Annotated in this window: 26 protein-coding genes and 1 riboswitch; of the genes, 3 read left to right on the plus strand and 23 right to left on the minus strand. The window is 44.5% G+C overall.

Translation table 11 applies throughout. The annotated features are described in order from the left end of the window. Nucleotides 1-44: 44 nt before the first annotated feature. Nucleotides 45-2,600 carry a vitamin B12-dependent ribonucleotide reductase gene (locus tag ATL39_RS10725; RefSeq protein WP_120193359.1) on the minus strand — a complete coding sequence of 852 codons (2,556 nt, stop codon included), beginning with the start codon at nt 2,598-2,600 and terminating at the stop codon, nt 45-47. 392 nt (nt 2,601-2,992) lie between these two features. Between ATL39_RS10725 and dat the strand changes: the two genes are divergently transcribed. Then, a complete protein-coding gene (gene dat, locus ATL39_RS10730) occupies nt 2,993-3,853 on the plus strand; it encodes a D-amino-acid transaminase (RefSeq protein ID WP_120193360.1) in 861 nt (286 codons plus the stop codon). Between the two features lie 34 nt (nt 3,854-3,887). On the opposite strand, the gene ATL39_RS10735 is transcribed toward dat, so the two are convergent. Beyond that, nucleotides 3,888-4,724, minus strand: a complete 837-nt coding sequence (locus ATL39_RS10735) for a lipoate--protein ligase family protein (RefSeq protein ID WP_120193361.1) — start codon at nt 4,722-4,724, stop codon at nt 3,888-3,890. Nucleotides 4,725-4,893: 169 nt separating this feature from the next. Here ATL39_RS10735 and ATL39_RS10740 point away from each other — a divergent pair, with 169 nt between their 5' ends. Further along, nucleotides 4,894-5,268: a rhodanese-like domain-containing protein gene (locus ATL39_RS10740; protein ID WP_120193362.1), complete on the plus strand. Its 375-nt coding sequence runs from the start codon at nt 4,894-4,896 to the stop codon at nt 5,266-5,268. Nucleotides 5,269-5,303: 35 nt separating this feature from the next. Here ATL39_RS10740 and gcvPB read toward each other — a convergent pair whose 3' ends face one another. From gcvPB to ATL39_RS10760, 4 genes are all read right to left on the minus strand, one after another. Continuing rightward, nucleotides 5,304-6,785, minus strand: coding sequence for an aminomethyl-transferring glycine dehydrogenase subunit GcvPB (gene gcvPB / locus ATL39_RS10745; RefSeq protein WP_120193363.1), 1,482 nt, complete (start codon nt 6,783-6,785; stop codon nt 5,304-5,306). Next, complete coding sequence (gene gcvPA, locus ATL39_RS10750; RefSeq protein WP_120193364.1) at nt 6,782-8,134, minus strand: aminomethyl-transferring glycine dehydrogenase subunit GcvPA; 1,353 nt, start codon at nt 8,132-8,134, stop codon at nt 6,782-6,784. The genes gcvPB and gcvPA overlap by 4 nt, the downstream gene beginning before the upstream one ends. An 18-nt stretch (nt 8,135-8,152) precedes the next feature. Beyond that, nucleotides 8,153-9,247: a glycine cleavage system aminomethyltransferase GcvT gene (gcvT, locus tag ATL39_RS10755; protein ID WP_120193365.1), complete on the minus strand. Its 1,095-nt coding sequence runs from the start codon at nt 9,245-9,247 to the stop codon at nt 8,153-8,155. A gap of 141 nt (nt 9,248-9,388) precedes the next feature. Further along, nucleotides 9,389-9,486, minus strand: a riboswitch (glycine riboswitch). Between the two features lie 15 nt (nt 9,487-9,501). Beyond that, complete coding sequence (locus ATL39_RS10760) at nt 9,502-9,669, minus strand: DUF2759 domain-containing protein (protein ID WP_120193366.1); 168 nt, start codon at nt 9,667-9,669, stop codon at nt 9,502-9,504. Between the two features lie 158 nt (nt 9,670-9,827). Here ATL39_RS10760 and ATL39_RS10765 point away from each other — a divergent pair, with 158 nt between their 5' ends. Then, on the plus strand, nt 9,828-10,466 hold the full coding sequence (locus tag ATL39_RS10765) for an MBL fold metallo-hydrolase (RefSeq protein ID WP_120193367.1): 639 nt from the start codon (nt 9,828-9,830) through the stop codon (nt 10,464-10,466). 73 nt (nt 10,467-10,539) lie between these two features. On the opposite strand, the gene ATL39_RS10770 is transcribed toward ATL39_RS10765, so the two are convergent. The 17 genes from ATL39_RS10770 to ATL39_RS10845 all read right to left on the minus strand — a co-directional run bounded on the left by ATL39_RS10770 (nt 10,540) and on the right by ATL39_RS10845 (nt 20,374). Beyond that, nucleotides 10,540-10,779 carry a DUF2626 domain-containing protein gene (locus ATL39_RS10770; protein WP_120193368.1) on the minus strand — a complete coding sequence of 80 codons (240 nt, stop codon included), beginning with the start codon at nt 10,777-10,779 and terminating at the stop codon, nt 10,540-10,542. Nucleotides 10,780-10,866: 87 nt separating this feature from the next. Continuing rightward, entirely contained in the window at nt 10,867-11,226 is a 360-nt protein-coding gene (locus ATL39_RS10775) for a hypothetical protein (protein WP_147419352.1), read from the minus strand. Then, nucleotides 11,205-11,657 carry a competence type IV pilus minor pilin ComGF gene (locus ATL39_RS10780; protein WP_120193370.1) on the minus strand — a complete coding sequence of 151 codons (453 nt, stop codon included), beginning with the start codon at nt 11,655-11,657 and terminating at the stop codon, nt 11,205-11,207. The genes ATL39_RS10775 and ATL39_RS10780 overlap by 22 nt, the downstream gene beginning before the upstream one ends. After that, a complete protein-coding gene (locus ATL39_RS10785; protein ID WP_120193371.1) occupies nt 11,644-11,976 on the minus strand; it encodes a hypothetical protein in 333 nt (110 codons plus the stop codon). The genes ATL39_RS10780 and ATL39_RS10785 overlap by 14 nt, the downstream gene beginning before the upstream one ends. Next, on the minus strand, nt 11,963-12,409 hold the full coding sequence (comGD, locus tag ATL39_RS10790; protein ID WP_120193372.1) for a competence type IV pilus minor pilin ComGD: 447 nt from the start codon (nt 12,407-12,409) through the stop codon (nt 11,963-11,965). Before comGD ends, ATL39_RS10785 begins: the two co-directional genes overlap by 14 nt. Beyond that, on the minus strand, nt 12,409-12,717 hold the full coding sequence (gene comGC, locus ATL39_RS10795; RefSeq protein ID WP_120193373.1) for a competence type IV pilus major pilin ComGC: 309 nt from the start codon (nt 12,715-12,717) through the stop codon (nt 12,409-12,411). The genes comGD and comGC overlap by 1 nt, the downstream gene beginning before the upstream one ends. Further along, nucleotides 12,714-12,857 (minus strand): hypothetical protein, encoded by a 144-nt coding sequence (locus ATL39_RS17435; RefSeq protein ID WP_170146908.1) that lies wholly within the window; start codon nt 12,855-12,857, stop codon nt 12,714-12,716. Before ATL39_RS17435 ends, comGC begins: the two co-directional genes overlap by 4 nt. A 15-nt stretch (nt 12,858-12,872) precedes the next feature. Beyond that, nucleotides 12,873-13,256: a type II secretion system F family protein gene (locus tag ATL39_RS10800; protein WP_170146909.1), complete on the minus strand. Its 384-nt coding sequence runs from the start codon at nt 13,254-13,256 to the stop codon at nt 12,873-12,875. Between the two features lie 32 nt (nt 13,257-13,288). Further along, complete coding sequence (locus ATL39_RS10805; RefSeq protein ID WP_120193375.1) at nt 13,289-13,900, minus strand: type II secretion system F family protein; 612 nt, start codon at nt 13,898-13,900, stop codon at nt 13,289-13,291. After that, the gene (gene comGA / locus ATL39_RS10810) at nt 13,890-14,951 is read right to left on the minus strand and encodes a competence type IV pilus ATPase ComGA (RefSeq protein WP_120193376.1); all 1,062 of its coding nucleotides are present in this window, start codon (nt 14,949-14,951) and stop codon (nt 13,890-13,892) included. Before comGA ends, ATL39_RS10805 begins: the two co-directional genes overlap by 11 nt. A 185-nt stretch (nt 14,952-15,136) precedes the next feature. Further along, nucleotides 15,137-15,439, minus strand: coding sequence for an MTH1187 family thiamine-binding protein (locus ATL39_RS10815; protein ID WP_120193377.1), 303 nt, complete (start codon nt 15,437-15,439; stop codon nt 15,137-15,139). Continuing rightward, nucleotides 15,426-16,148 carry a DUF1385 domain-containing protein gene (locus ATL39_RS10820; protein WP_120193378.1) on the minus strand — a complete coding sequence of 241 codons (723 nt, stop codon included), beginning with the start codon at nt 16,146-16,148 and terminating at the stop codon, nt 15,426-15,428. Before ATL39_RS10820 ends, ATL39_RS10815 begins: the two co-directional genes overlap by 14 nt. Beyond that, nucleotides 16,148-16,753 carry a hypothetical protein gene (locus ATL39_RS10825; RefSeq protein WP_120193379.1) on the minus strand — a complete coding sequence of 202 codons (606 nt, stop codon included), beginning with the start codon at nt 16,751-16,753 and terminating at the stop codon, nt 16,148-16,150. The genes ATL39_RS10820 and ATL39_RS10825 overlap by 1 nt, the downstream gene beginning before the upstream one ends. Before the next feature lie 59 nt (nt 16,754-16,812). Next, nucleotides 16,813-18,231, minus strand: a complete 1,419-nt coding sequence (gene aspA / locus ATL39_RS10830; RefSeq protein WP_120193380.1) for an aspartate ammonia-lyase — start codon at nt 18,229-18,231, stop codon at nt 16,813-16,815. 13 nt (nt 18,232-18,244) lie between these two features. After that, nucleotides 18,245-19,144: an arginase gene (gene rocF, locus ATL39_RS10835; RefSeq protein ID WP_120193381.1), complete on the minus strand. Its 900-nt coding sequence runs from the start codon at nt 19,142-19,144 to the stop codon at nt 18,245-18,247. Between the two features lie 34 nt (nt 19,145-19,178). Then, a complete protein-coding gene (locus ATL39_RS10840) occupies nt 19,179-20,150 on the minus strand; it encodes an ROK family glucokinase (protein ID WP_120193382.1) in 972 nt (323 codons plus the stop codon). Then, the gene (locus tag ATL39_RS10845; protein ID WP_120193383.1) at nt 20,147-20,374 is read right to left on the minus strand and encodes a YqgQ family protein; all 228 of its coding nucleotides are present in this window, start codon (nt 20,372-20,374) and stop codon (nt 20,147-20,149) included. Before ATL39_RS10845 ends, ATL39_RS10840 begins: the two co-directional genes overlap by 4 nt. Nucleotides 20,375-20,384: the final 10 nt, after the last annotated feature.

Below are 20,384 nucleotides of genomic sequence, written 5' to 3' on the forward strand. Positions count from 1 at the left end.
AAAAAAAGAAGCCGGATTTCTCCCCGGCTTCTTCTTTTCTTATTTTATAATCCACACTTTAATTGGGCACTGCAGTTTGTGCATGTGTTGCAGCCGCCAATATCTTCAATAGAGCCTTCCCGGCAGACCGGGCACGTATCTCCAATTTCATTACCGAAATTAACAGTAGTAGAGCGGACGTCTTTAATCGTATCTACCAGTACTACTTTCTTTTCGGGAGATGCTTCAGATTCTTCTTTTGCTTCAAAGGTATTGTCTTCTGCTTTTAAAGTCAGCACCTGCGCATCACGGCTTCCATCTACATAAACTGTGCCGCCCTTAGCGCCGCCTTTATAGAGACGCTCGTATACTCCCTGTACCTGCTCGACCGTATAGCCTTTAGGAGCGTTAACCGTTTTAGATAATGAGCTGTCTACCCATTTTTGGATAACGCACTGCACGTCTGCATGGTTTTCAGGAAGCAGTTCCATTGCAGAAATAAAGAATTCCGGAAGGTTATCTTTATCTGCTCCTGGGTTTCTGTCCAGGTATTCCTGGACAATCGCCGCATTCACTTCAATGAATTTGCCAAGACGGCCGCTGCGATAGTATTTAAATGAGAAGTATGGTTCCAGGCCGGTACTGACACCGACCATTGTTCCAGTACTGCCGGTTGGTGCTACCGTAAGAAGATGAGAATTACGGATACCGTATTCCTTCACTCCATCTAAAATATCCTGCGGCATTTTCTTCATATAGCCGGTTTCCGTGAAAGCTCTGCGGAGACGGTTTGTTTCTTCTTCCGAAGATGCCTCAAGATAAGGGAAGCTTCCTTTTTCTTTAGCAATTTCAATACTTGTACGATACGCAGTTGTTGCAATCGTTTCAAATATTTGATCAATCAGGACGTTGCCCTCTTCTGAGCCATACGTTGTTTCCGTGTAAATAAGCAGGTCATGCATTCCCATAACGCCCAGACCAACACGGCGCTCTCCTTTTGCCTGCTTTGTATTATCCTCCAGGAAATATGGAGTAGCATCAATAACGTTGTCCTGCATTCTTACACCGGTTGCCACGGTTTTGCGAAGCTTATCAAAATCTACTACTTTTTCATCTTTATCTGCCATTTCAGCTAAGTTTACCGCAGCCAGATTACAAACGGAGTAAGGAGCCAGCGGCTGCTCTCCGCATGGGTTGGTTGCTACTACCTTTTGTCCATAGCTCTGTGCGTTTGTCTGCTCGTTTGCATTATCGATAAAGAAGATGCCGGGCTCTGCTGAATAAGTGGCGCATACGTTGATCAGCTTCCACAGCTCACGTGCTTTGATGGTACGGTAGGTACGAACAGCATGCCCTTTTTGTTCCCACTCCCGGACATCTCCGCTTTCCTGCCAGTCTTTGTTGTATTCTGCCATTTCTTCTTTAGAGTACTTTTCCACATCCGGAAAACGCAGCGAATAGTCTGCATCATTTTCTACAGCTTTCATAAAGTCATCTGTAATACAGACGGAAATGTTTGCACCGGTTAAAAACTCCGGTGAATTAACAGTATACGTACCGCCGGCATTAAGTTTATCTTCTGCTTCCTGAAGGACTTTACTGTCAAATCCACCTTGGCCCGGGATAGACTGGTAGTTAAGAATCCCCTGGTACATAGCTTCTTCAGTTGGCGACAGCGGAGTAAACTTTAGTTTTTCCTCGATAAGTTTCTTTATCTGATCATCTTCTGTATTTTCAAGCAGAAAGCGCAGAATGCGCGGATTCTGCATTTTGGATACGATAAATTCAAGAATATCGGGGTGCCAGTCTGCGAGCATAATCATCTGGGCGCCTCTTCTTGAACCACCCTGCTCTACCAGGTGGGTAAGCTTTGCGATATCGTCAAGCCAGGATACAGAACCGGAAGATTTACCGTTTACTCCTTTTGCAAGCGTATTTCTAGGTCTAAGAGTAGAACCGTTCGTTCCAACACCGCCGCCGCGGCTCATAATTTCCATTACCTGTTTGCGGTGCTCGGAAATCCCTTCTCTGGAATCTGCAATATAAGGCATAACGTAACAGTTAAAATAAGTAACGTCGGTTTCTGCTCCGGCTCCGTACAGCACGCGTCCGGCCGGAATAAAGTTCATATTTACCAATTCTTCGTAAAATTCCTCGAAAGACTGACGGCGTCTTTCTTCTGTTGTTTCTACACTGGCAAGCCCTGTAGCATTACGCTTGGCAATCTGCTCATAATATATTTCCAGAGGTTTTTCGATAACATCAAGAGAACGGACAACCGTTCCTGTTTCAGCCTCTTGCTCATTAAGAAGCGGGAGGAATTCATTATCAACTCTTACTTCTGCTGTATTGTTTTCCCGGTCAATAACGGTGACAAATCCAAATCCTCTGGCAGGGAATTTAGGATCCTCTTTTACAGTTAAAATAACAAAATCATTTTCTTTAAGTGTCTTCTTTTCCGTATCTTTAAACGTATAACGGTCAAGCATGACCAGACGGGAAACACCTGATTTTGTCATCTGCATGTCTTCTGTTACGGGGTGGACCTGCGGGAAAAGGGATATATCTTCATTTAGTTGAACCGTATTTACTTTAGGCATTTGTTTTGTTGCTGTACTCATGTAAATTCCTCCTGTTTCACTTCTCAATTTTTCGGAATCGAACCGGCAGACCAGGCTGTTTTTTCTGTAGAACAAGAAATAAACACCAGATTAGTTTGGCATGCAGCTGATTTGAAGCTCTTTCTGAATGATACCATACGATCTTCGGTTAAATCAATATATAGTATTTATAATTTATATATTGACACTATATATAGTTTTCAAACCTCTTTTTATAAATTTGTCAATTTCATAAAAGGACAAAATAAGAAGCTATCTGCTCCTAAACTGTCATATCCCGTTAAAAAACCCGTTATTTCATTAATTTCATTTCTTGCACAGAAGAACGAAATTTGTATGTAGGTTTTTACTCTTTTTCATGGTATCTTAGAAAAAAAGCCGGAGGTAATATAATGAACTATGTATGGAGAAAAGGCAATCTTATAGAACGCAGTAACGCTGAAGTTTCGTTAGAAGACCGCGGATATTATTTCGGCGACGGTGTATATGAAGTAGTACGCCTTTATAACGGCATCTGCTTTCAGCTCGAGGAGCACTATAAACGATTCGTACGCAGCACAGAGGAAATTGATATTCCTATTCCATTCGACCTGCTTCAATTCGAAGACATGATTAATTCACTTTCAGAGAAAAATAACGTTTCCGACGGCTACATTTATATTCAAATTACGCGCGGGGAGCAGGAGCGCAATCATTTATATGAACGCGGGCTCGACCCCGTAGTAACTGCTTTTGCAAAAGAAGCCCCTATCCCTTTTGAGAAGCAGAAAAATGGGGTTGCCCTTTACGCGCTCGAAGATATTAGATGGCTCCGCTGCGATATAAAAACCATTAATCTGCTGGGAAATGTCATGGCTAAACGCAAAGCCGAAGACAATGCATGCGATGAAGCCCTTCAACATCGGGGAACAACCGTAACGGAAGGGTCTTCGACCAATATTTTTATTGTTAAAGACGGTGCTGTGATTACCCATCCTGCCAACGAGCTTATATTAAACGGTATTACCCGGTTGTTTATTCAAGAGCTTGCGGAAAAGCACCAGGTTCCTTTTCTTGAAAAAACCTTTTCTGTAGAAGAAGCATCCAATGCAGATGAAATGTTTATTTCCAGTACAACAATGGAAATTACGCCGGTTGTCCGTATTGAGGGCTCTTTTCAAGCAGACTATTCCATCGGTCCGGTTACCAAACAGCTTCAGGAAGCTTTCTCCGAAGCTGTCAGACCGCACCAGAAATCATCCCACCTAAAATAACAAACAAAAAAACCCGCCTTTCAGCGGGTTTTTTTTACCTGCGGTAATTCCATTCATCTGATTCGTAACGTTCTGCTGCCAGTGCCTGTATTTCGTTTTCCTGTTCCTCGGTGAGCTTATAGTCCACCCAGTCTACATTCAGTCCGTCAGCAAAACCTTTATGAAAAGCCTGCACTACCTGCTCATGCGTTACAGGTGTCGTTTTTAATGCATTAATAGCTACGGCTTTTTTGTGGAAGGCGCGCTGCATTCTTTCCCGCACCCGGTCATTGGAGTACGTAAATACATCGAACAGCATATCTTCATCAAGGTCGATAATAATCGATCCGTGCTGGAGGATAACGCCCTTCTGTCTCGTTTGGGCGCTGCCTGCAATTTTACGTCCTTCCACTACCAGCTCATACCAGCTCGGGGCATCAAAGCAGACCGCAGACTGGGGATTTTTCAATCCCTGTTCTTCTTCTTTGCTTTTAGGTACTGAAAAATAAGCGTCCAGCCCCAGATTCAAAAATCCCTGAAGCAGCCCCTCCGAGATCACACGATACGCTTCTGTTACAGTAGCGGGCATGAGCGGATGTTCCTCCGATACAATGACGCTGTACGTCAATTCCTGATCATGCAGCACTGCTCTTCCTCCGGTCGGCCGGCGGACAAAACCTAGTTTATGCCTGTCTACAGCATCTAAATCGATATCTTTATGTACTTTCTGAAAGTAACCGATCGACAGTGTAGACGGATTCCAGCCGTAAAAGCGGACCACTGGAGGAATTTTTCCCTCACTGTGCCAGCGCAGGAGCATTTCATCCATTGCCATATTATACGCAGGAGATTGTTTCCCTGAGTCTATAAAGTACCACTTTTCTTTTTCCATTTCAGCACACCTTTCTTTTCATCTTTTAGTGTACCAAAGCTTTTTCCATTTCTAAAGAAGTTAAGATTTTTCCCGGCAATTTGCTTTGTATAATAGATTTGTTTTGCTTCTTGAAGCAAAAATTATTATAATATTCCTTGTGAGCTTTTTTTAAAGGAGAGGAACAAATATGGCTTGGATCCTATGGGGTATTATCATCGTTTTGTTGTCATTTCTACTATACAGAAGGCTTGTAAAGCCCAAGTTTCTAACAGAATTGACAGAAGAAGAATTCAAACAGGGGTACAGAAAAGCACAGCTGATTGACGTAAGAGAACCCCGTGAATATGATGGCGGCCATATACTCGGCGCCAGAAACATTCCGCTTTCCCAGTTAAAACAGCGCATTACGGAAATCCGGAAGGATCAGGCGGTCTATTTATATTGCCAGTCCGGGTCCCGCAGCAAGCAGGCGGCCCGTGTTATCCAAAAGAAAACCGGCAATGAGGACATTTATCAATTAAAAACCGGCTTCAAAAAATGGACCGGCAAAATCAGAAAATAAAAAGCTGTCTCCCCGCGGAGACAGCTTTTTTTGTTCTATGATTGATAGACTTCTTCTTTTTTAGAAAATTCATGCCGGAGCACAGGTTTCCTTGCAGCCAGCGTCTCATCAAGTCTTTTGATTACGGTTGTATGAGGGGCTTCCTGAACCGTTTCCGGACTTTCTTCCGCCTCTTTGGCGATCCGTATCATCGCGTCTGCAAATTCATCCAGCGTTTCTTTTGCCTCGGTTTCTGTCGGTTCAAACATCATACACTCCTCTACATTGGTAGGAAAATAAATGGTAGGAGGATGATAGCCGAAATCAAGCAGCCGTTTCGCAATATCCAGCGTTCTGACCCCGAGCTGTTTCTGTCTTTTTCCAGAGAGAACAAATTCATGCTTGCAGTGTTTATTGTACGGCAGATCATAATAGGGCTCGAGAAGCCTCATCAGGTAGTTTGCATTCAGAACCGCATATTCAGACACTTTACGGAGACCCTCGGCCCCCATCGTGCGGATGTACGTATGCGCACGTACGTTAATGCCAAAGTTTCCGTAAAAAGGTTTTACACGTCCAATAGATTCCGGACGGTCATAGTCCCATTTGTAGGCTTCATTTTCTTTTACAAGCAGCGGCTTCGGAAGATAAGCGATTAAATCCTTTTTTACACCTACAGGTCCGCTTCCCGGACCACCGCCTCCGTGCGGGCCGGTGAATGTTTTATGCAGATTCAGGTGCACCACATCAAATCCCATATCACCCGGACGCGCTATTCCTAATATGGCATTGGAGTTCGCCCCGTCATAATACAGCTTGCCTCCAGCCTGATGAATAATCGCCGCCATTTCCTGAATGTCCTCTTCAAACAAACCAAGTGTATTTGGGTTTGTAAGCATCAGGGCTGCCGTGTCTTCCCCAACGACTTCTTTTAAATGATCAAGATCCACCAGACCACGTTCATCGGTTTTCACCGTCACTGAATCAAACCCGGCTACCGTAGCGGATGCTGGATTTGTGCCATGGGCCGAATCCGGAACAATAACCTTGGTTCGTATAAGGTCTCCATTAGCTTCGTGGAACGCTCTAATCATCATCAGGCCGGTCCATTCCCCCTGCGCTCCTGCGGCCGGCTGAAGCGTCACTTCATCCATTCCAGCTATCTCTTTGAGCTCTTCCTGCAGCTCATACATCAGCTGCATCGCTCCCTGCACCTGATAGTCCGGCTGATACGGATGAAGATGGGCAAATCCTTTCAGCCTGGCGGAGTCTTCGTTCATTTTAGGGTTGTATTTCATCGTACATGAACCGAGCGGATAAAAGCCGGAATCCACTCCGTGATTTCTGGTCGATAGTGCTGTATAGTGCCTCATAATCTGCAGCTCTGATACCTCCGGAAGTTCCGGGCTGTCTGTCCGCTGCATTTCTGCAGGCAGAATGGCATCCATATCCACATCAGGTACTTCCAGTTCCGGCAGCGAATAGCCTGTACGACCAGCTTTGCTGTACTCAAAAATCAGCTTTTGTTCTTTATTCATGCCAGCACCCCCTTCAGTTCTTCCACAAAGAGATCAATCTCTGCTTTGCTGCGTTTATCTGTTACACAAAGCAGCATCTGTCCTTTTTTGCCTGCCTTCGTCTGTTCCAGGTCGTATCCGCCAATGATGCCGCGTTCGAATAGGGCACGGTTTATTTTATCGGCCGAGTCCGGGAGTTGAATAACAAATTCATTAAAAACGGGCTGCTCTGCTGTTATTTGGATTCCTGCCTGCTGCAGCTGTTTTTTCATATAGTGTGTTTTTTTAACGTTTTGGGCAGCCATCTCTTTGACTCCCTGTCTGCCGAGCGCCGTCATGGCTACAGATGCAGCCAGGGCATTGAGTGCCTGGTTGGAACAGATGTTGGATGTCGCTTTATCGCGGCGTATGTGCTGTTCTCTCGTCTGAAGCGTCAATACAAATCCACGGATGCCATCCTCATCCTCCGTCTGGCCGACGAGCCTGCCCGGTACTTTCCGCATTAATTTTTTCGTTGTTGTAAAATAACCGCAGTGCGGGCCCCCAAACTGAGTCGGAATGCCAAATGGCTGTGCATCACCGGTTACGATGTCTGCGCCAAACGAGCCGGGTGATTTCAGTACGCCGAGTGCCAGAGGATTACTGGATACGATAAATAGTGATTTATACTGATGGATCAGTTTTTCTGCGGCCTTCAGATCTTCAATGGAACCATAGAAGTTAGGATACTGCAGGATAACCCCGGCCGTATGTTCATCAATTTGTTTTTCCAGTGCATCCATGTCTGTTTTTCCATCCGTAAGCGGGATAGTCTCTACAACGATCCCAGGTCCGGAGGCATACGTTTCTATTACATGCAGCGATTCCGGATGTACGCCCTCTGATACTAAAATTTTCCGCGATGGGCTTTTGTGCTGGCTTCCTGCAACCAGTGCCGCCTCCGCCAGTGCGGTATGGCCGTCATACATAGACGAATTGGCAATATCCATCCCTGTCAATTCACATATCATCGTTTGAAATTCAAAAATTGCCTGCAGTTCTCCCTGGGAAATTTCCGGCTGGTAAGGCGTGTAGGCTGTGTAAAACTCTGAACGCCGGATCACATGATCAACAATGGAAGGAATATAGTGATCATAAACCCCCGCGCCTAAAAAGGAAGGGTACGACTGAAGATCAGCGTTTTTATCGCTCAACTGCTGAAGCTCTTTCATTAATGCTGTTTCATTTAATGGGGCACGCAGGTTCATTTCCCCTTTATAGCGTATCTTTTCCGGAATATCAGCAAAGAGTTCTTCTGTAGTGGCAACCCCTATGGTTTTGAGCATCTCCTGTTTATCGGTTTCTGTCATAGGCAGATAGCGAAAATCCATTCCTATTCCTCCTCTTTCTTATCCTTTTTTATAAAACGGGACCGGTACGACTTTTGCTTTTTTGTTCTTGCCTCTAACATCTACAATAACTTCACTGCCTATCTCCGCAGCTTCGGTTTCTATTAAAACGAGACCGACATTTTTGCCAAGAGTCGGCGACTGTGTCCCGGAAGTCACAAATCCCACCTCTTTATCATCAGTGGAAAATACAATGTAGCCGGTACGGGGAATGCCTTTATCAATCATTTCAATCCCGGCCAGTTTTCGCGGAATTCCGGTGTCTTTCTGCTTTTGAAGTGCTGTTTTTCCGATAAATTCACGGGAATCCTTCAGCTTTACTGCAAAACCCATTCCCGCTTCCAGTGGAGAAATAGTGTCAGATAATTCCTGCCCGTACAAGGGAAGCTTTGCTTCAAATCGAAGCGTGTCCCTGGCACCGAGACCAGCCGGCACAAGACCGTGGGTACTGCCGGCGCTCATCAGCGTCTCCCACAGCCCTGCAGCATCTTCGGCACTGCAGTAAAGCTCAAATCCATCTTCTCCGGTATAGCCGGTACGGCTGGCAAGTACCCGGTATCCCGCGATATCCGCCTTTTCCAGAAAGCGGAATGGTCTGACTTCTTCTAAATCTGCTTGTGTTAAAGTCTGCAGTATTTCTTTCGCCTTTGGTCCCTGGAGAGCAAGAAGGGCCGTTTCTGATGATATATCTTTGATTTGAACATCCGGGCCGGCATGGGTGGTAAGCCAGTTTATGTCCTTTGATGTATTGGCTGCATTTAGGACAAGAAAATACTTTTCCTCATTCAGCTGATAAACCAGAAGATCATCTACTGTACCTCCGTCTTCATTGCATAAAAAAGTGTACATCGCTTTGCCATTTTCCAACGCTTGAGGATTATTTGTGAGCATCTTTTGTAGAAAAGCTGCTGCTCCCTGCCCCTCTACGATTGCTTCTCCCATATGGGACACATCAAACAGTCCCGCCTTCGTTCTTACAGCTTCATGTTCTTCTTTAATGCTGTTGAAGCGGACCGGCAGCTCCCAGCCGCCAAAATCCGTTATCTTTGCGCCGTACTTTTCATAAAGTGGGTAAAGCGGTGTCCGTAATGGCATATACATCCTCCTTCGTTTGTAAAACAAAAAGACAGAGAAACCCCTGACATGGGGTTTCTCTGTCCTAAAACCAGAAAGTTTCATCTCTATGCGAGACTGTCTTCGTGGGTGGCCCGTTTGAACGGGCGCTCTCCAGAGATTCGTCGGATAAAAGTCTGTTTGCCTGAGAGATTCACCGCTGCTGCAGTTTGCTCCTTCGGCGCCGCTTCTTTATATGCGGGCTCTCCCTTTATCGTCATCCGTCATTATTTACTTTATATACTCGGTGCTCCGCTGATTATCGTCATAACGGAAAACCATCCAAAAACTAAAAAAGCAACTCCTGCAAAACCGACAGCAAAAAAATTACGGCGCTTTATTTCCCTTACTACAGCGAGAGCACACAGGATTGCCACTATTAAAAGTGTTATACCTATAGCCATGCAGCCTACCCCCTTTAATATGTACAGTAGTCTATTTACATTTTTCAAACAATTATGATATTGCTTTAATTATACCGTTTGTTTTCTTATTTTGCACCTATATTTTTTTTGGCGTACAATGACTAATAGACTGCGAAACGAAAGGAGCCATTCCTGCTATGGATTGGAAACAAATACCGTTAGGCCCTCTACAGACAAATTGTTATGTTTTATTTAATGAAAATAAAGAGGCTGTTATTTTTGATCCCGGCGGCCACGGCGATATTTTAAATACCTGGCTGATTGATAACAGCCTTAGCCCACAGGCTGTTTTATTAACCCATGCCCACTTTGACCATATTGGTGCGGTTGAAGATGTTCGTCAAAAATGGAACATCCCGGTGTATCTGCACGAAACAGAAAATGACTGGCTTATGGATCCCGAAAAAAATGGATCCTCCCGTTTTCTTGGCGGGGCCACCATAAAAGCGGAGCCTGCCGATGTGTTTATTACTAAAGAATCCGAACTTCAAGTAGGTTCTTTTCACTTTAGACTATTTCATACTCCCGGCCATTCCCCCGGCAGCGTCTCTTTTTATCATAAAGAGACCGAAACGGTATTTTCAGGAGACGTGCTCTTTGAAAATGGAATTGGCAGAACAGATCTCCCTGGAGGAGATTACGAAACACTGATTAAAAGCATTAATGATTTCCTTATGCCTCTACCTGAAGATACCGCAGTTGCCTGCGGCCATGGAAATGTGACAACCATCGGAAATGAAATGACGTCCAATCCTTTTCTTCATGGATTTTCTTAAAAAATAATGTACGTTATGCAAAAAAGGCTCTCCTAAGGAGAGCCTTTCTGCTTGAAAAGAGTTTATCTGCCTTTTAATGAAATCCAGTTTCCATCATAAAAGTCGTGTAATAGGTAAACCCTACAAAAAAGACAGTTAAGTAAATGCCGAAAATATAAACATACATTCTTTCAGATAAATTCATAAAACCTAATCCAAGAAAAACGGCGGTCTGGGCGAAAAAGAGTAGAGCCATTTGAAACATGTCCCCTACAAAGAAAAGCACTGCAAATACAGTCGTCCAAAAAGAAATCACCCGAAACATGCGATCCATTCAACATACCCCCTTTTCTTATCTTTAGCGCTATTATGTATGCCCTGTAAATAAGAGTAGTTGTATATAGTATATAGCAGAAAACTTCTATTTGTAAATGCTTTCAAAGCTTTCCTGTACGGATTCGTAAGAAAAGGAATGACTTCTCCGTTCTCCGCCCTCAAGCTCTGCTGAAATCATCACGCGGGACGTCCCGGGTCCGGTAATGGTTGAGACCACGACCGCCTCTCCCGTTGGAAACACATACTCTTGTTCTCCAGGCTGTTTTCCTTCCTGATACCATTTCTTTTCTGCATTTTGAAGCGTCCATTCCAGTTGAATGCTTTGTTCATGAAGAGCAGCGTTTTGTTTATGAACCGCATAGCTCCCAACCATAAGCAGCACCAGTCCCGCACAGAGAGCACATACAGCAGCTGCTATCGGCATCATTCCACCCTTTTGATCCAACCGTCATCCCTCCCGATAACAGACAGCCGGAATCCTGCTGCTGTTTCCCACGTGCGTCCATTTTTCTCTGTTACGGTAATATATGCCCCGTACTCTCTTGGTTCTGCGTGAAAATTTTCCACATTCTGAAGAACAATTTCAAACCCTTCGTTATTTTTCCTTCTTACAATCCGGTCGCCCCGCTGTTCATAGAGACGCGTATCCACAGGCTCTTTTATCACCAGCCTGCCGTTTCCTACTTCTAATTGATGCGCGTAGTCAAAATCCGTTTTAAGCTGTTGAAAAAACACAGGTATATCCTGCCTTCCTTTTACTACATCACTTGAGAATACACCTATTAATGGAATAATTAAAACGATAACAATGAGCGTTATGGAGAGGGAAAGTACTGTTTCAATAAGGGTAAACCCTGAGTTTTTATCCGTATACATGCAGACATTTTTCCGTGTTTCGTTTATTTTGCGCCTCCCATTCTACACAGACCGTCGTGCCGCCCTTTTCTTCATAAGTTCGCAATCTGTATATGCCTTTTGGACTTTGGGTCTGGTAGGGCTGTTTTGTAACCTCTGCTGTATTAACAAGCCATGCCTCTTCTTCCAGCACAGCCAGTGCTTTCTGTTCTTCCTGTACGGAACGAATTTCTACAGCCGCAGTAGTATATAAAGGAAGGACAAATAAGCCGGCAAGAAGAATTAAAGCAAGGGCACCCGTAGATTCGAGAAGCGTAAAACCTCTATTAGATTGGTTCAATATAAAACCTCCCGCTGCCGAGAAGAAAAACAAGTTTGTACCGCCGGTTCGGCGTATCTATCGTTAACGTTCCAGGCCGGCGGATATTTCCGGCTGCCGTAAAGACAATGTCCGACTCTTTTAAACTTGCACTTTCTATATACACACCGGGAGGCATTTTTTTCGATGCGGCTGCCGGTGAATGAAACGGCTTAATGTGATAGGACTGAGAGTTTGAATCAAATAGAAAATGAGTCACTTCTTCATGAGAATATGCATACTGCTGGGCGAATAACAAATCTTCTTCAAGGGTGTACAAAAACCGCTGGATTTCTTTTTCTTGATAAAACGTATAAAGACTGTGAATTGGCCAGGCGGTAAATATAACCAGCATACCCAGAACGATAAGCATTTCTACCATCGTATGCCCCTTCTCATTTAAAACGGCTGCCATTAAGACCCCTTACGTACCTTCCCGTTTTCCAATACAAGAGTAGATTCATCCGGGCATGTGATTCTATCAACATATTCCGCCTCCTGAAGTTCACTCAGCGAAGCAGGTGCTTTATTAAATTCTACTGCGTACGCCGCTGCCTGGGATTCAAGAAGCTTAATCGTAGCATCGCATCCTTTGTTTTGTGCTACTCCATTGTTTGTGACTACATTTGGAATAGCAATTAATAAAAGAACGGTAATAATCAGCAGCACAATCAACATTTCCACCATCGTAAAGCCTGCTTCTTTCTCATACCTTTTTTTCATACTCCACTTCTCCTTTGAATGATAATTTTCAGCAGGGCCTGAATATTTTCTTCCTGAATCTGCTCGAGCTTTGTTACTTTTTCCTGCAGCTGAATGAATTCTTCTTCTGCAAAGGGTACTTTTTCTGTTATAACCGGCATGTATTGATCTCTCCTTTAAATAGCATTCATTAGTTCAAACATTGGTAAAAACACAGCGAGAAATAAGCTGAGAACGATAAAGCCGACAATCGAAAATAATACAGGCTGAAAAATCATTACAGCTTTTTTTACCCGCTCCTCGAGAATCTGCAGAAGCCTTTCGCTGTAAAACGATAAATGATTTCCCAGCTTTCCGGAAGCCTGGCCGTAGGAGATGACGAACTTCATCTCTTCCTGAAAAACTTTTAGAGCTTCCAGCGCCTCGGCTAAAGGCTGGCCTTCCCTCAAACGTTCTTTTAATGCATGGCCCTGTTCCTGAAAAAATAAAAAATGATCCTGTTTTTCAAATACGAGGCAGGCATTATGTATAGACAGTCCTCCTTTCAGCAGGCTGCTCATTTGAAATGAAAAATACTGGGTAAGAAATAATTTTATATAAGAGGAAAGAAAGGGTATCCGCAGAAGAATCTCCATTTTTTAGTCGGGGACATGCGCCTGTAGAAGACCATCCACCAAAATATTAGAAGAATGCCACCTGCCAGTGGAGGGATGAGAAAATAAGGAGCGGAGCGCACACCTATAAATACGGCATTTGTAAAAAAAGGAAGCTCTACATGCAGCGAGGTGAATAACTGTTCAAACTGAGGGAATAAATACTGAAGCATTACAAATCCAATCATAAAAAGAATCCAAATTAAAAGCAGAGGATACATCGACATTTTCTTTAGTTCATGCAAAACGTCAAGTCTTCTTGCATAATGCCTGCCGGCGTCTTCCAACCCCCGGCTGAGCGTTCCTGACTGTTCTGAAAAATAAACAAATGCGGTGACATCAGCCGGAAAATGGAGCGGACCCAGAAGGTCATGAAAAGAACTGCCTCTTTTTAACTCGTTTATCATCCAATCGACATTTTCTTTAATGTGAAGAGGCTGCTCCCATGTAAGCAGATGAAGAGCCTGATCGAGGGTATAACCGTTTGTGAGCAGTTCTCCGCATTTTTCCAGAAACACTGCTTTTTCTTTCTTTTTCCACTTATCCTTCACTGCGCTCCTCCTCGTTTACGAAGTAATGAGACGGAAGCAGTTGAACAGCCGCCGCTTTCGTTAACTGATGACGGTATGACGGACTACGCTGCTGGGAAGCCCGTGTGGGATGCTCAAGAGCCGCTTTCAGGCTGGAGCCGGATAACACATCATAAATAGGAAATCTGGAAGAATGCTGATGATGGGAACAATGAGGAGAGCATGGGGAGGGAGCGCACCAGCTGCAGTAACGAAGTACCAGCTTTTGCGTGGAGACCGCAAGAAGTGTTTCTTTTAAATCGAGATCGGTGCACCCAAAATCATAAAACCGCTGCAGTGCACTCACCGGTGATTTAGCATGCATCGTCGTTAACACCAAGTGGCCTGTCAAAGCCGCCCGGACAGCGAGACGTGCAGTTTCCGCATCGCGGATTTCGCCTACCATAATAACGTCCGGATCCTGACGCAGAGAAGCTTTTAACAATTCTGCATAGGTCAGCCCTGCTTTCGTATTGACGCTCATTTGTATGTAAGCATCGTTTTTGATTTCCACGGGATCTTCAATGCTGATAACACGCACCTGTTTCTTTACTTCATTCATTAATGTGTAAAGAGTCGTCGTCTTTCCTGACCCTGTAGAGCCTGTTAATACAATCATACCGTTGGGTTTGTTCATAAGGGAGGTAAACTGCTGTCTAATACTTGCGTCAAAAGATAAAGATTTCATCGTTTGACCGGCATTCTGGGGAAGAATACGAATAGAAAGGCTTTCTTTAAACTGGGAAGGAATCGTAGAAAAACGTAGATGAACGGCTGGAGAAGTGTGGCGGATAAATATCGAGCCGTTTTGGGGACGCCTCTGTTCGCCTATATCCATGCCTGCTCTAAACTTGAAATGAGCGGTTAATCTGTCAGACTGATTGGTTGATATGGCGTGGCTGAAATGCAGCTTGCCTTTTACCCGGAATAGAACTGCCGTTTCTTTATTTTTCGGGTGAAAGTGAATATCTGAAGCATGCAGCGCCAGTGCTTTGTTTATCAGCAGCCTGCTCTGTTTTTCAATATCCTGCAATCAATGAGTCACCTGCTTTCCGTTAGAATAATCTTAGTGTACTCTATCTGTTAAAATTTGAAAAGCTTTCGAACGAAATAAATTCAATTTTTTTACTTTTATATAATTCTTTATACCTATCAAAATTTTGGTTTTATAAAATAATGGCCGCTTCTGCACCAAGCTGCAGAGCGGCCGTTACTTTTTTACATTTTATTTTGGACTGATTCTATTTTTCTTTTCATCTGCTTTCCTTCTTTATCACGACGATCATCTATTCGAATATTCGTAGATACCCGCTGGGCTCCCCGTGTAAAAGGAACTTCATGAATTTCTTCTATCACGGCCAGCAGATCTTTGATATCCCCTTCAATTAATGTGCTCATCGGGGTGAGCTGGACATCAATTTTATCTGTATATTTATTTAACACTTTTTCAATCTCCGCTACTTCTTCGCTCATTCCTGTATCTTTTCCGATCGGTACAATAGTAATATCAATAATTGCCATAGTATCCCCTCTCTTTTTTCTGTAGTAATTGATACGCCTGCACGGCGGCTGTAAGGTGTTTTTCTGACGGCTCCGCACATGCGATATGCTTCTGAGTCCAGTATGATATCCGAAGAACCCATCTGCGCAATGGTTTTCTGCTGTTCCCACGCAGCCAGACTCCGCCTGCGAAAGCCAGTATACTATTAAGCCAGGCACTTACTGCCGCTGCTGAAGAAAGTCCTGCCGGGATCCATAGAAGTCCCGTAAAAATTATAAATCCGGCAAAATAGAGAACAACTATATTAGTGGAGCAGTAACGATTTGTTATAGAAGCCTTTTTTATTTCATTAACGTTTTGGACTGTTTTTAAACCTTTATACGAAAAAACCTTATGCTCCGCCCCGTGGAATTTTCTCCATTCGCCGGGGAACATAAAATGAGAGCCAAAAAAGATAAGCAGAACTGTATAAAAAGGAAGACCGGCTGTCTCCCAGGCGCCGAGGCTTATTCCTCCGGCTGCTCTTACAGCCAGAAGCAGAATCAGTAAAAATAAACCCGCTTGATATCCAGCGGGCAGGGAACGGAGTAAGATCCAGGTTATTTTACCCAGATTTATTTTCGTATTATCCAGCACATAAACGCGCTGGAGATCGGAATGGCAAATACAAATGCTGATATAGTGCTTTCCAAAAAACATGACACCTTTTTGAAAAGAAAGACCCTTCATTATGATGCTTCCTCCACTTGTACAAATTGTTCCGTCACCCAGTAAGAGTTGTCCATGTTATCTGATTCCCTAAATGAAGGATCAAAAAAACGAAGGTCATCCGTAGTCATTTTTTCGTGCTCTTTCCAGGTATGCAGATAAGTAATAACAGCTTCCTCTGCTTCTGTGCCAGTCAAAATAACCTCGATGCTGCCGTCATTCCCGTATGTTTCATGATCATCTGCCCGATTGGGAAATGTAAAAAATACTCCGCTTTCTTTTATTTCTCCCGGCTCTTCCCAAATTACTTCCCCGTTATGCTGCAGCGAAACAGTCGCTTCTTTAAATTCATTTTCTGCCAGCGGCTCCCCATTCTGATCCAGAAAAGTAACGCCTATGTAATCGGTTCCTGTAATACCGTCATCCGGCGATGACTGCCACGCCCATTCTGCCTCCAGCACAGAGCTGCTGTCTTCTTCTGTCAGCTGCTGCGTCCAGCTGATGCTTTCACTCAGTTCTTCATTGGTGATCGTTTCTGTCTGATTAAGATAATATATCCCGCTTGCAAACATAAATACCGTAAGAATAAGCGGGAGTATAACAACCAGCTTATTGCTTTTAAACATAACCGGCTCCTTCCTGCAGAAATAAAGAAAAAGGCTCCGGCAAAACTGGAGCCTCACTCTTAATCCTGGTACATAAATTTAGCTCCGGCGATGCCCGGATTTGTCATTTCTTTGGCATTGAGGATTTCATCGAGCTCTTCTGCGGAAAGAATTCCTCTTTCCAGACAGATTTCGCGGACACTTCGTCCGGTTTCAATAGCTTCTTTGGCAATTCTTGAGGCAGCTTCATAGCCGACGTGAGGATTAATGGCTGTAATAATCCCTACACTTCTCTCTACCAGGTCTTTATTGTGTTCGGCGTTTGCTGTAATTCCATCAATAGCATATTCCTTAAATACTTCCAGTCCATTCTGCAGAATCGATAATGACTGAAGAAGGTTAAAAACAAGCACAGGTTCCATTACGTTCAATTCCAGCTGGCCGGCCTCTGAGGCAAGGCTGATCGTGTGATCGTTGCCGATAACCTGGAAGGAAATCTGATTAATGACTTCGCACATGACCGGATTCACTTTTCCCGGCATAATGGAAGAACCCGGCTGCCGCGACGGCAGGTTAATTTCATTAAAACCGGTCCTCGGGCCGGAACTCATCAATCGAAGGTCGTTGGCGATTTTGGATAGATTTATCGCATGCACTTTCAGCGCAGCGGAAAGCTCTGTATAAGCATCCGTATTCTGAGTCGCATCAACGAGATTTTCTGCGCTCACGAACGGCATATCGGTAAGGTTTACGAGATGCTTTGCCGCTCTGACAATATATTCAGGTTTTGCATTGAGGCCCGTACCTACTGCGGTAGCTCCCAGATTTATTTCATACAGGTGTTCTACCGCCCGCTTAATCCGTCCCAGGTCACGGCCGAGCACTCTTTTATAAGCGCCAAATTCCTGGCCAAGTCTAATAGGAACAGCATCCTGAAGGTGTGTCCGGCCCATTTTTATTACGTCATCAAATTCTTTTTCTTTCGTTTCCAGCGCTGAAATTAACTCAGCTAACGATTCCTCCAGGCCTTTGGATAAATGCAGGGAGGCAATATGAATAGCTGTAGGAAAAGCATCATTGGTAGACTGGGCCATGTTCACATGCGTGTTGGGACTCACCATAAGGTACTGCCCTTTTTCCCCGCCCAGAATTTCGATAGCACGATTTGCAATAACTTCATTGGCATTCATGTTAAATGACGTGCCGGCTCCGCCCTGAATGGCGTCCACAATAAATTGGTCATTGAATCTTCCCTCTATTACTTCGTCCGCTGCCTGTACAATTGCTTCAGATATGTTCTCACGCAGGACACCGACTTCGGTGTTTGCAAGAGCGGCTGCTTTTTTTACATATCCAAATGCTTTGATTAGTTCCGGATGCGGCGGATAGCCGGTAATAGGGAAATTTTCTTTAGCGCGAATCGTTTGGATGCCGTAATATGCTTCTGCCGGTACCTGCTTCTCACCTAAAAAATCTCTTTCCGTCCTGAATTCAGTCATTTTTTTACTCCCTTTATTTAAGTTTTTCTCCAAATAATGATCCCATGAGCGCTACAGCTGCTTCGGCCGTTTTGTTTCTTTCGTCCAGGATCGGGTTTACCTCAACAAACTCTGCACTTGTAATGATATCAGCTTCTGCCAGAATTTCCATCGCTAAATGACTTTCCCGGTAACTCATACCCCCTGGAACCGGTGTCCCGACTCCCGGCGCATCATGCGGATCAAGGCCGTCCAGATCCAGGCTGAGGTGCACCCCGTCACAGTGCTTTAAGTGCTGAATCGTTCTATTCATCACCTCTGCCAGTCCCAGACGGTCCACTTCATGCATCGTAAAGACAAGCATTCCAGTTTCAGAAATATAACTTTTTTCGCCGGCGTCCAGATCCCTTGCCCCGATGATAACAACCTGATCCGGCTGTATTTTTGCGCCGGCCTTATACGTATTTACCAGACTTTCATGGCCCCTGCCAAGAGATACCGCAAGCGGCATGCCGTGAATATTTCCGGAAGGGGATGTTTCTGCAGTGTTCAAATCTCCATGGGCATCGTACCAAATGACCCCCATCTTCTCGAAATGAGCAGAAGCGCCTGCTATACTGCCGATGGCAATACTGTGATCGCCCCCTAAAATTAATGGAAAGTGTGCATTTGACAATATATTGGAAACGCGCCCGGCTAATTTTTCGCTCGTATCCCGTACTTCAGCAAAATTTGTAAGATTTTCTTCTTCCGGCGTTTTCACCCCGGGACTTTTGGATACTTCTATATTACCCGCATCTTCGATTTCATATCCGCTTTTTCTAAGCCTTTCGACAATTCCAGCATATCGTATAGCGCTGGGTCCCATATCCACACCCCGACGGCTCTGTCCCAAATCCATCGGAACGCCGAGCATGGTAATCTTCTGCTTCATATGTATTCCCTCATCTCTATTTGAAATAATGCGTTCACCTGCCACTGAACGTTTTTTTCGCCAGCCAGGCTGCTCCAATTACTCCTGCATCATTTCCAAGAGAAGCCGTTGAAAACTCCACGCTGTCCCTGACTCTCTCGAGGGCATATGTGTCAAAGTGAGAACGCAGCGCCTGCAGCAGGCTGTCTCCAGCTGCGGAAACACCGCCGCCTATAATGAATTTTTCAGGATTTAGTACGTTTCCGATATTTGCAGCAGCAAGTCCTAGATAATGCAGCGATTCATGAATAGAAGCCTGGGCGGTAGCATCGCCGGCGGCCGCAAATTCAAACAGCTCTTTCGTTGTAAGTTCTTTCCCTTGATTCAGATATTCTGTAAGAGCAGAATCGGGATTTTTTCCGGCAGCATCTTTTGCCAGCCGCACCATTCCTGTAGCGGAAGAAACCGTTTCAAGACAGCCGGTCTTGCCGCAGTTGCACGGTGCTCCGCCTTCGGCAATAACGGTTACATGGCCTATTTCCCCAGCCATTCCCTTGGTTCCATGTATAATTTCACCGTTAATAATGATGCCTCCGCCTACACCTGTTCCAAGCGTTAGAAAAATGACATCATCTGCTCCGCTTCCAGCTCCCTGCCAGTATTCTCCAGCTGCTGCCAGATTGGCATCATTGTCTACTACGGCCGGAACGCCTAATGCTTCCGATAGTTTGTCTGCGATAGGATATTTTTTCCAGCCGACATTTACTGCCAAATCAATAATTCCATGCTCCATATCAATAAAACCGGGCACTCCGATACCCGCTGCTATACAGTCTTTTTTATCGATGCCTGCTTTTTTCAGATGCTCATCTGCCGATACGGCTATATCCTGTACGATATGATTGCCTGCCTCCGCTTTATTTGTCGGAATTGACCATTTGTCCACCATCTGTCCTTCGATTGTAAATACAGCCATTTTTACGGTTGTCCCGCCAACATCGATGCCTATCAGATATGTTTCTTTCATCCTTTTGTGCCCCTTTTCTGCTGTTCTATTTGTTTTTCGCCCGAAATAATTCGTTTTGCCTGCAGGTAAAGTAATTTATCAATCATGCCCTGCTGATAAAATTCGGTAAACTCCTGGTCCATCATTTCAAGATCTATCATACGATCTCTAGTATAAATGACAGTTCCTCTATGAACGAGCCATTTTCGTACATCTGCTATTGTTTTCATATTCTCGTTGAACAAGCTTGATCCC

The organism is Sinobaca qinghaiensis, from assembly GCF_003610495.1.
Lineage (GTDB): Bacteria > Bacillota > Bacilli > Bacillales > Marinococcaceae > Sinobaca > Sinobaca qinghaiensis.

What these genes read in the sequence shown, in the direction of transcription:
- gcvPA (WP_120193364.1), bottom strand. Translation starts at nt 8,134, where the DNA reads ATGGATTTTCGCTATCTGCCTATGACAGAAACCGATAAACAGGAGATG.
- ATL39_RS10770 (WP_120193368.1), bottom strand. Translation starts at nt 10,779, where the DNA reads ATGGATCGCATGTTTCGGGTGATTTCTTTTTGGACGACTGTATTTGCA.
- ATL39_RS10725 (WP_120193359.1), bottom strand. Translation starts at nt 2,600, where the DNA reads ATGAGTACAGCAACAAAACAAATGCCTAAAGTAAATACGGTTCAACTA.
- ATL39_RS10840 (WP_120193382.1), bottom strand. Translation starts at nt 20,150, where the DNA reads ATGAAAGAAACATATCTGATAGGCATCGATGTTGGCGGGACAACCGTA.
- ATL39_RS10825 (WP_120193379.1), bottom strand. Translation starts at nt 16,753, where the DNA reads ATGTTTAAAAGCAATAAGCTGGTTGTTATACTCCCGCTTATTCTTACG.
- ATL39_RS10815 (WP_120193377.1), bottom strand. Translation starts at nt 15,439, where the DNA reads ATGGCAATTATTGATATTACTATTGTACCGATCGGAAAAGATACAGGA.
- ATL39_RS10740 (WP_120193362.1), top strand. Translation starts at nt 4,894, where the DNA reads ATGGCTTGGATCCTATGGGGTATTATCATCGTTTTGTTGTCATTTCTA.
- ATL39_RS10760 (WP_120193366.1), bottom strand. Translation starts at nt 9,669, where the DNA reads ATGGCTATAGGTATAACACTTTTAATAGTGGCAATCCTGTGTGCTCTC.
- ATL39_RS10780 (WP_120193370.1), bottom strand. Translation starts at nt 11,657, where the DNA reads ATGTATACGGATAAAAACTCAGGGTTTACCCTTATTGAAACAGTACTT.
- ATL39_RS10735 (WP_120193361.1), bottom strand. Translation starts at nt 4,724, where the DNA reads ATGGAAAAAGAAAAGTGGTACTTTATAGACTCAGGGAAACAATCTCCT.
- rocF (WP_120193381.1), bottom strand. Translation starts at nt 19,144, where the DNA reads ATGAAGCAGAAGATTACCATGCTCGGCGTTCCGATGGATTTGGGACAG.
- gcvPB (WP_120193363.1), bottom strand. Translation starts at nt 6,785, where the DNA reads ATGAATAAAGAACAAAAGCTGATTTTTGAGTACAGCAAAGCTGGTCGT.
- ATL39_RS10820 (WP_120193378.1), bottom strand. Translation starts at nt 16,148, where the DNA reads ATGAAGGGTCTTTCTTTTCAAAAAGGTGTCATGTTTTTTGGAAAGCAC.
- gcvT (WP_120193365.1), bottom strand. Translation starts at nt 9,247, where the DNA reads ATGCCATTACGGACACCGCTTTACCCACTTTATGAAAAGTACGGCGCA.
- aspA (WP_120193380.1), bottom strand. Translation starts at nt 18,231, where the DNA reads ATGACTGAATTCAGGACGGAAAGAGATTTTTTAGGTGAGAAGCAGGTA.
- comGC (WP_120193373.1), bottom strand. Translation starts at nt 12,717, where the DNA reads ATGAAAAAAAGGTATGAGAAAGAAGCAGGCTTTACGATGGTGGAAATG.
- dat (WP_120193360.1), top strand. Translation starts at nt 2,993, where the DNA reads ATGAACTATGTATGGAGAAAAGGCAATCTTATAGAACGCAGTAACGCT.
- comGD (WP_120193372.1), bottom strand. Translation starts at nt 12,409, where the DNA reads ATGGCAGCCGTTTTAAATGAGAAGGGGCATACGATGGTAGAAATGCTT.
- ATL39_RS10765 (WP_120193367.1), top strand. Translation starts at nt 9,828, where the DNA reads ATGGATTGGAAACAAATACCGTTAGGCCCTCTACAGACAAATTGTTAT.
- ATL39_RS17435 (WP_170146908.1), bottom strand. Translation starts at nt 12,857, where the DNA reads ATGCCGGTTATAACAGAAAAAGTACCCTTTGCAGAAGAAGAATTCATT.
- ATL39_RS10800 (WP_170146909.1), bottom strand. Translation starts at nt 13,256, where the DNA reads ATGAGCAGCCTGCTGAAAGGAGGACTGTCTATACATAATGCCTGCCTC.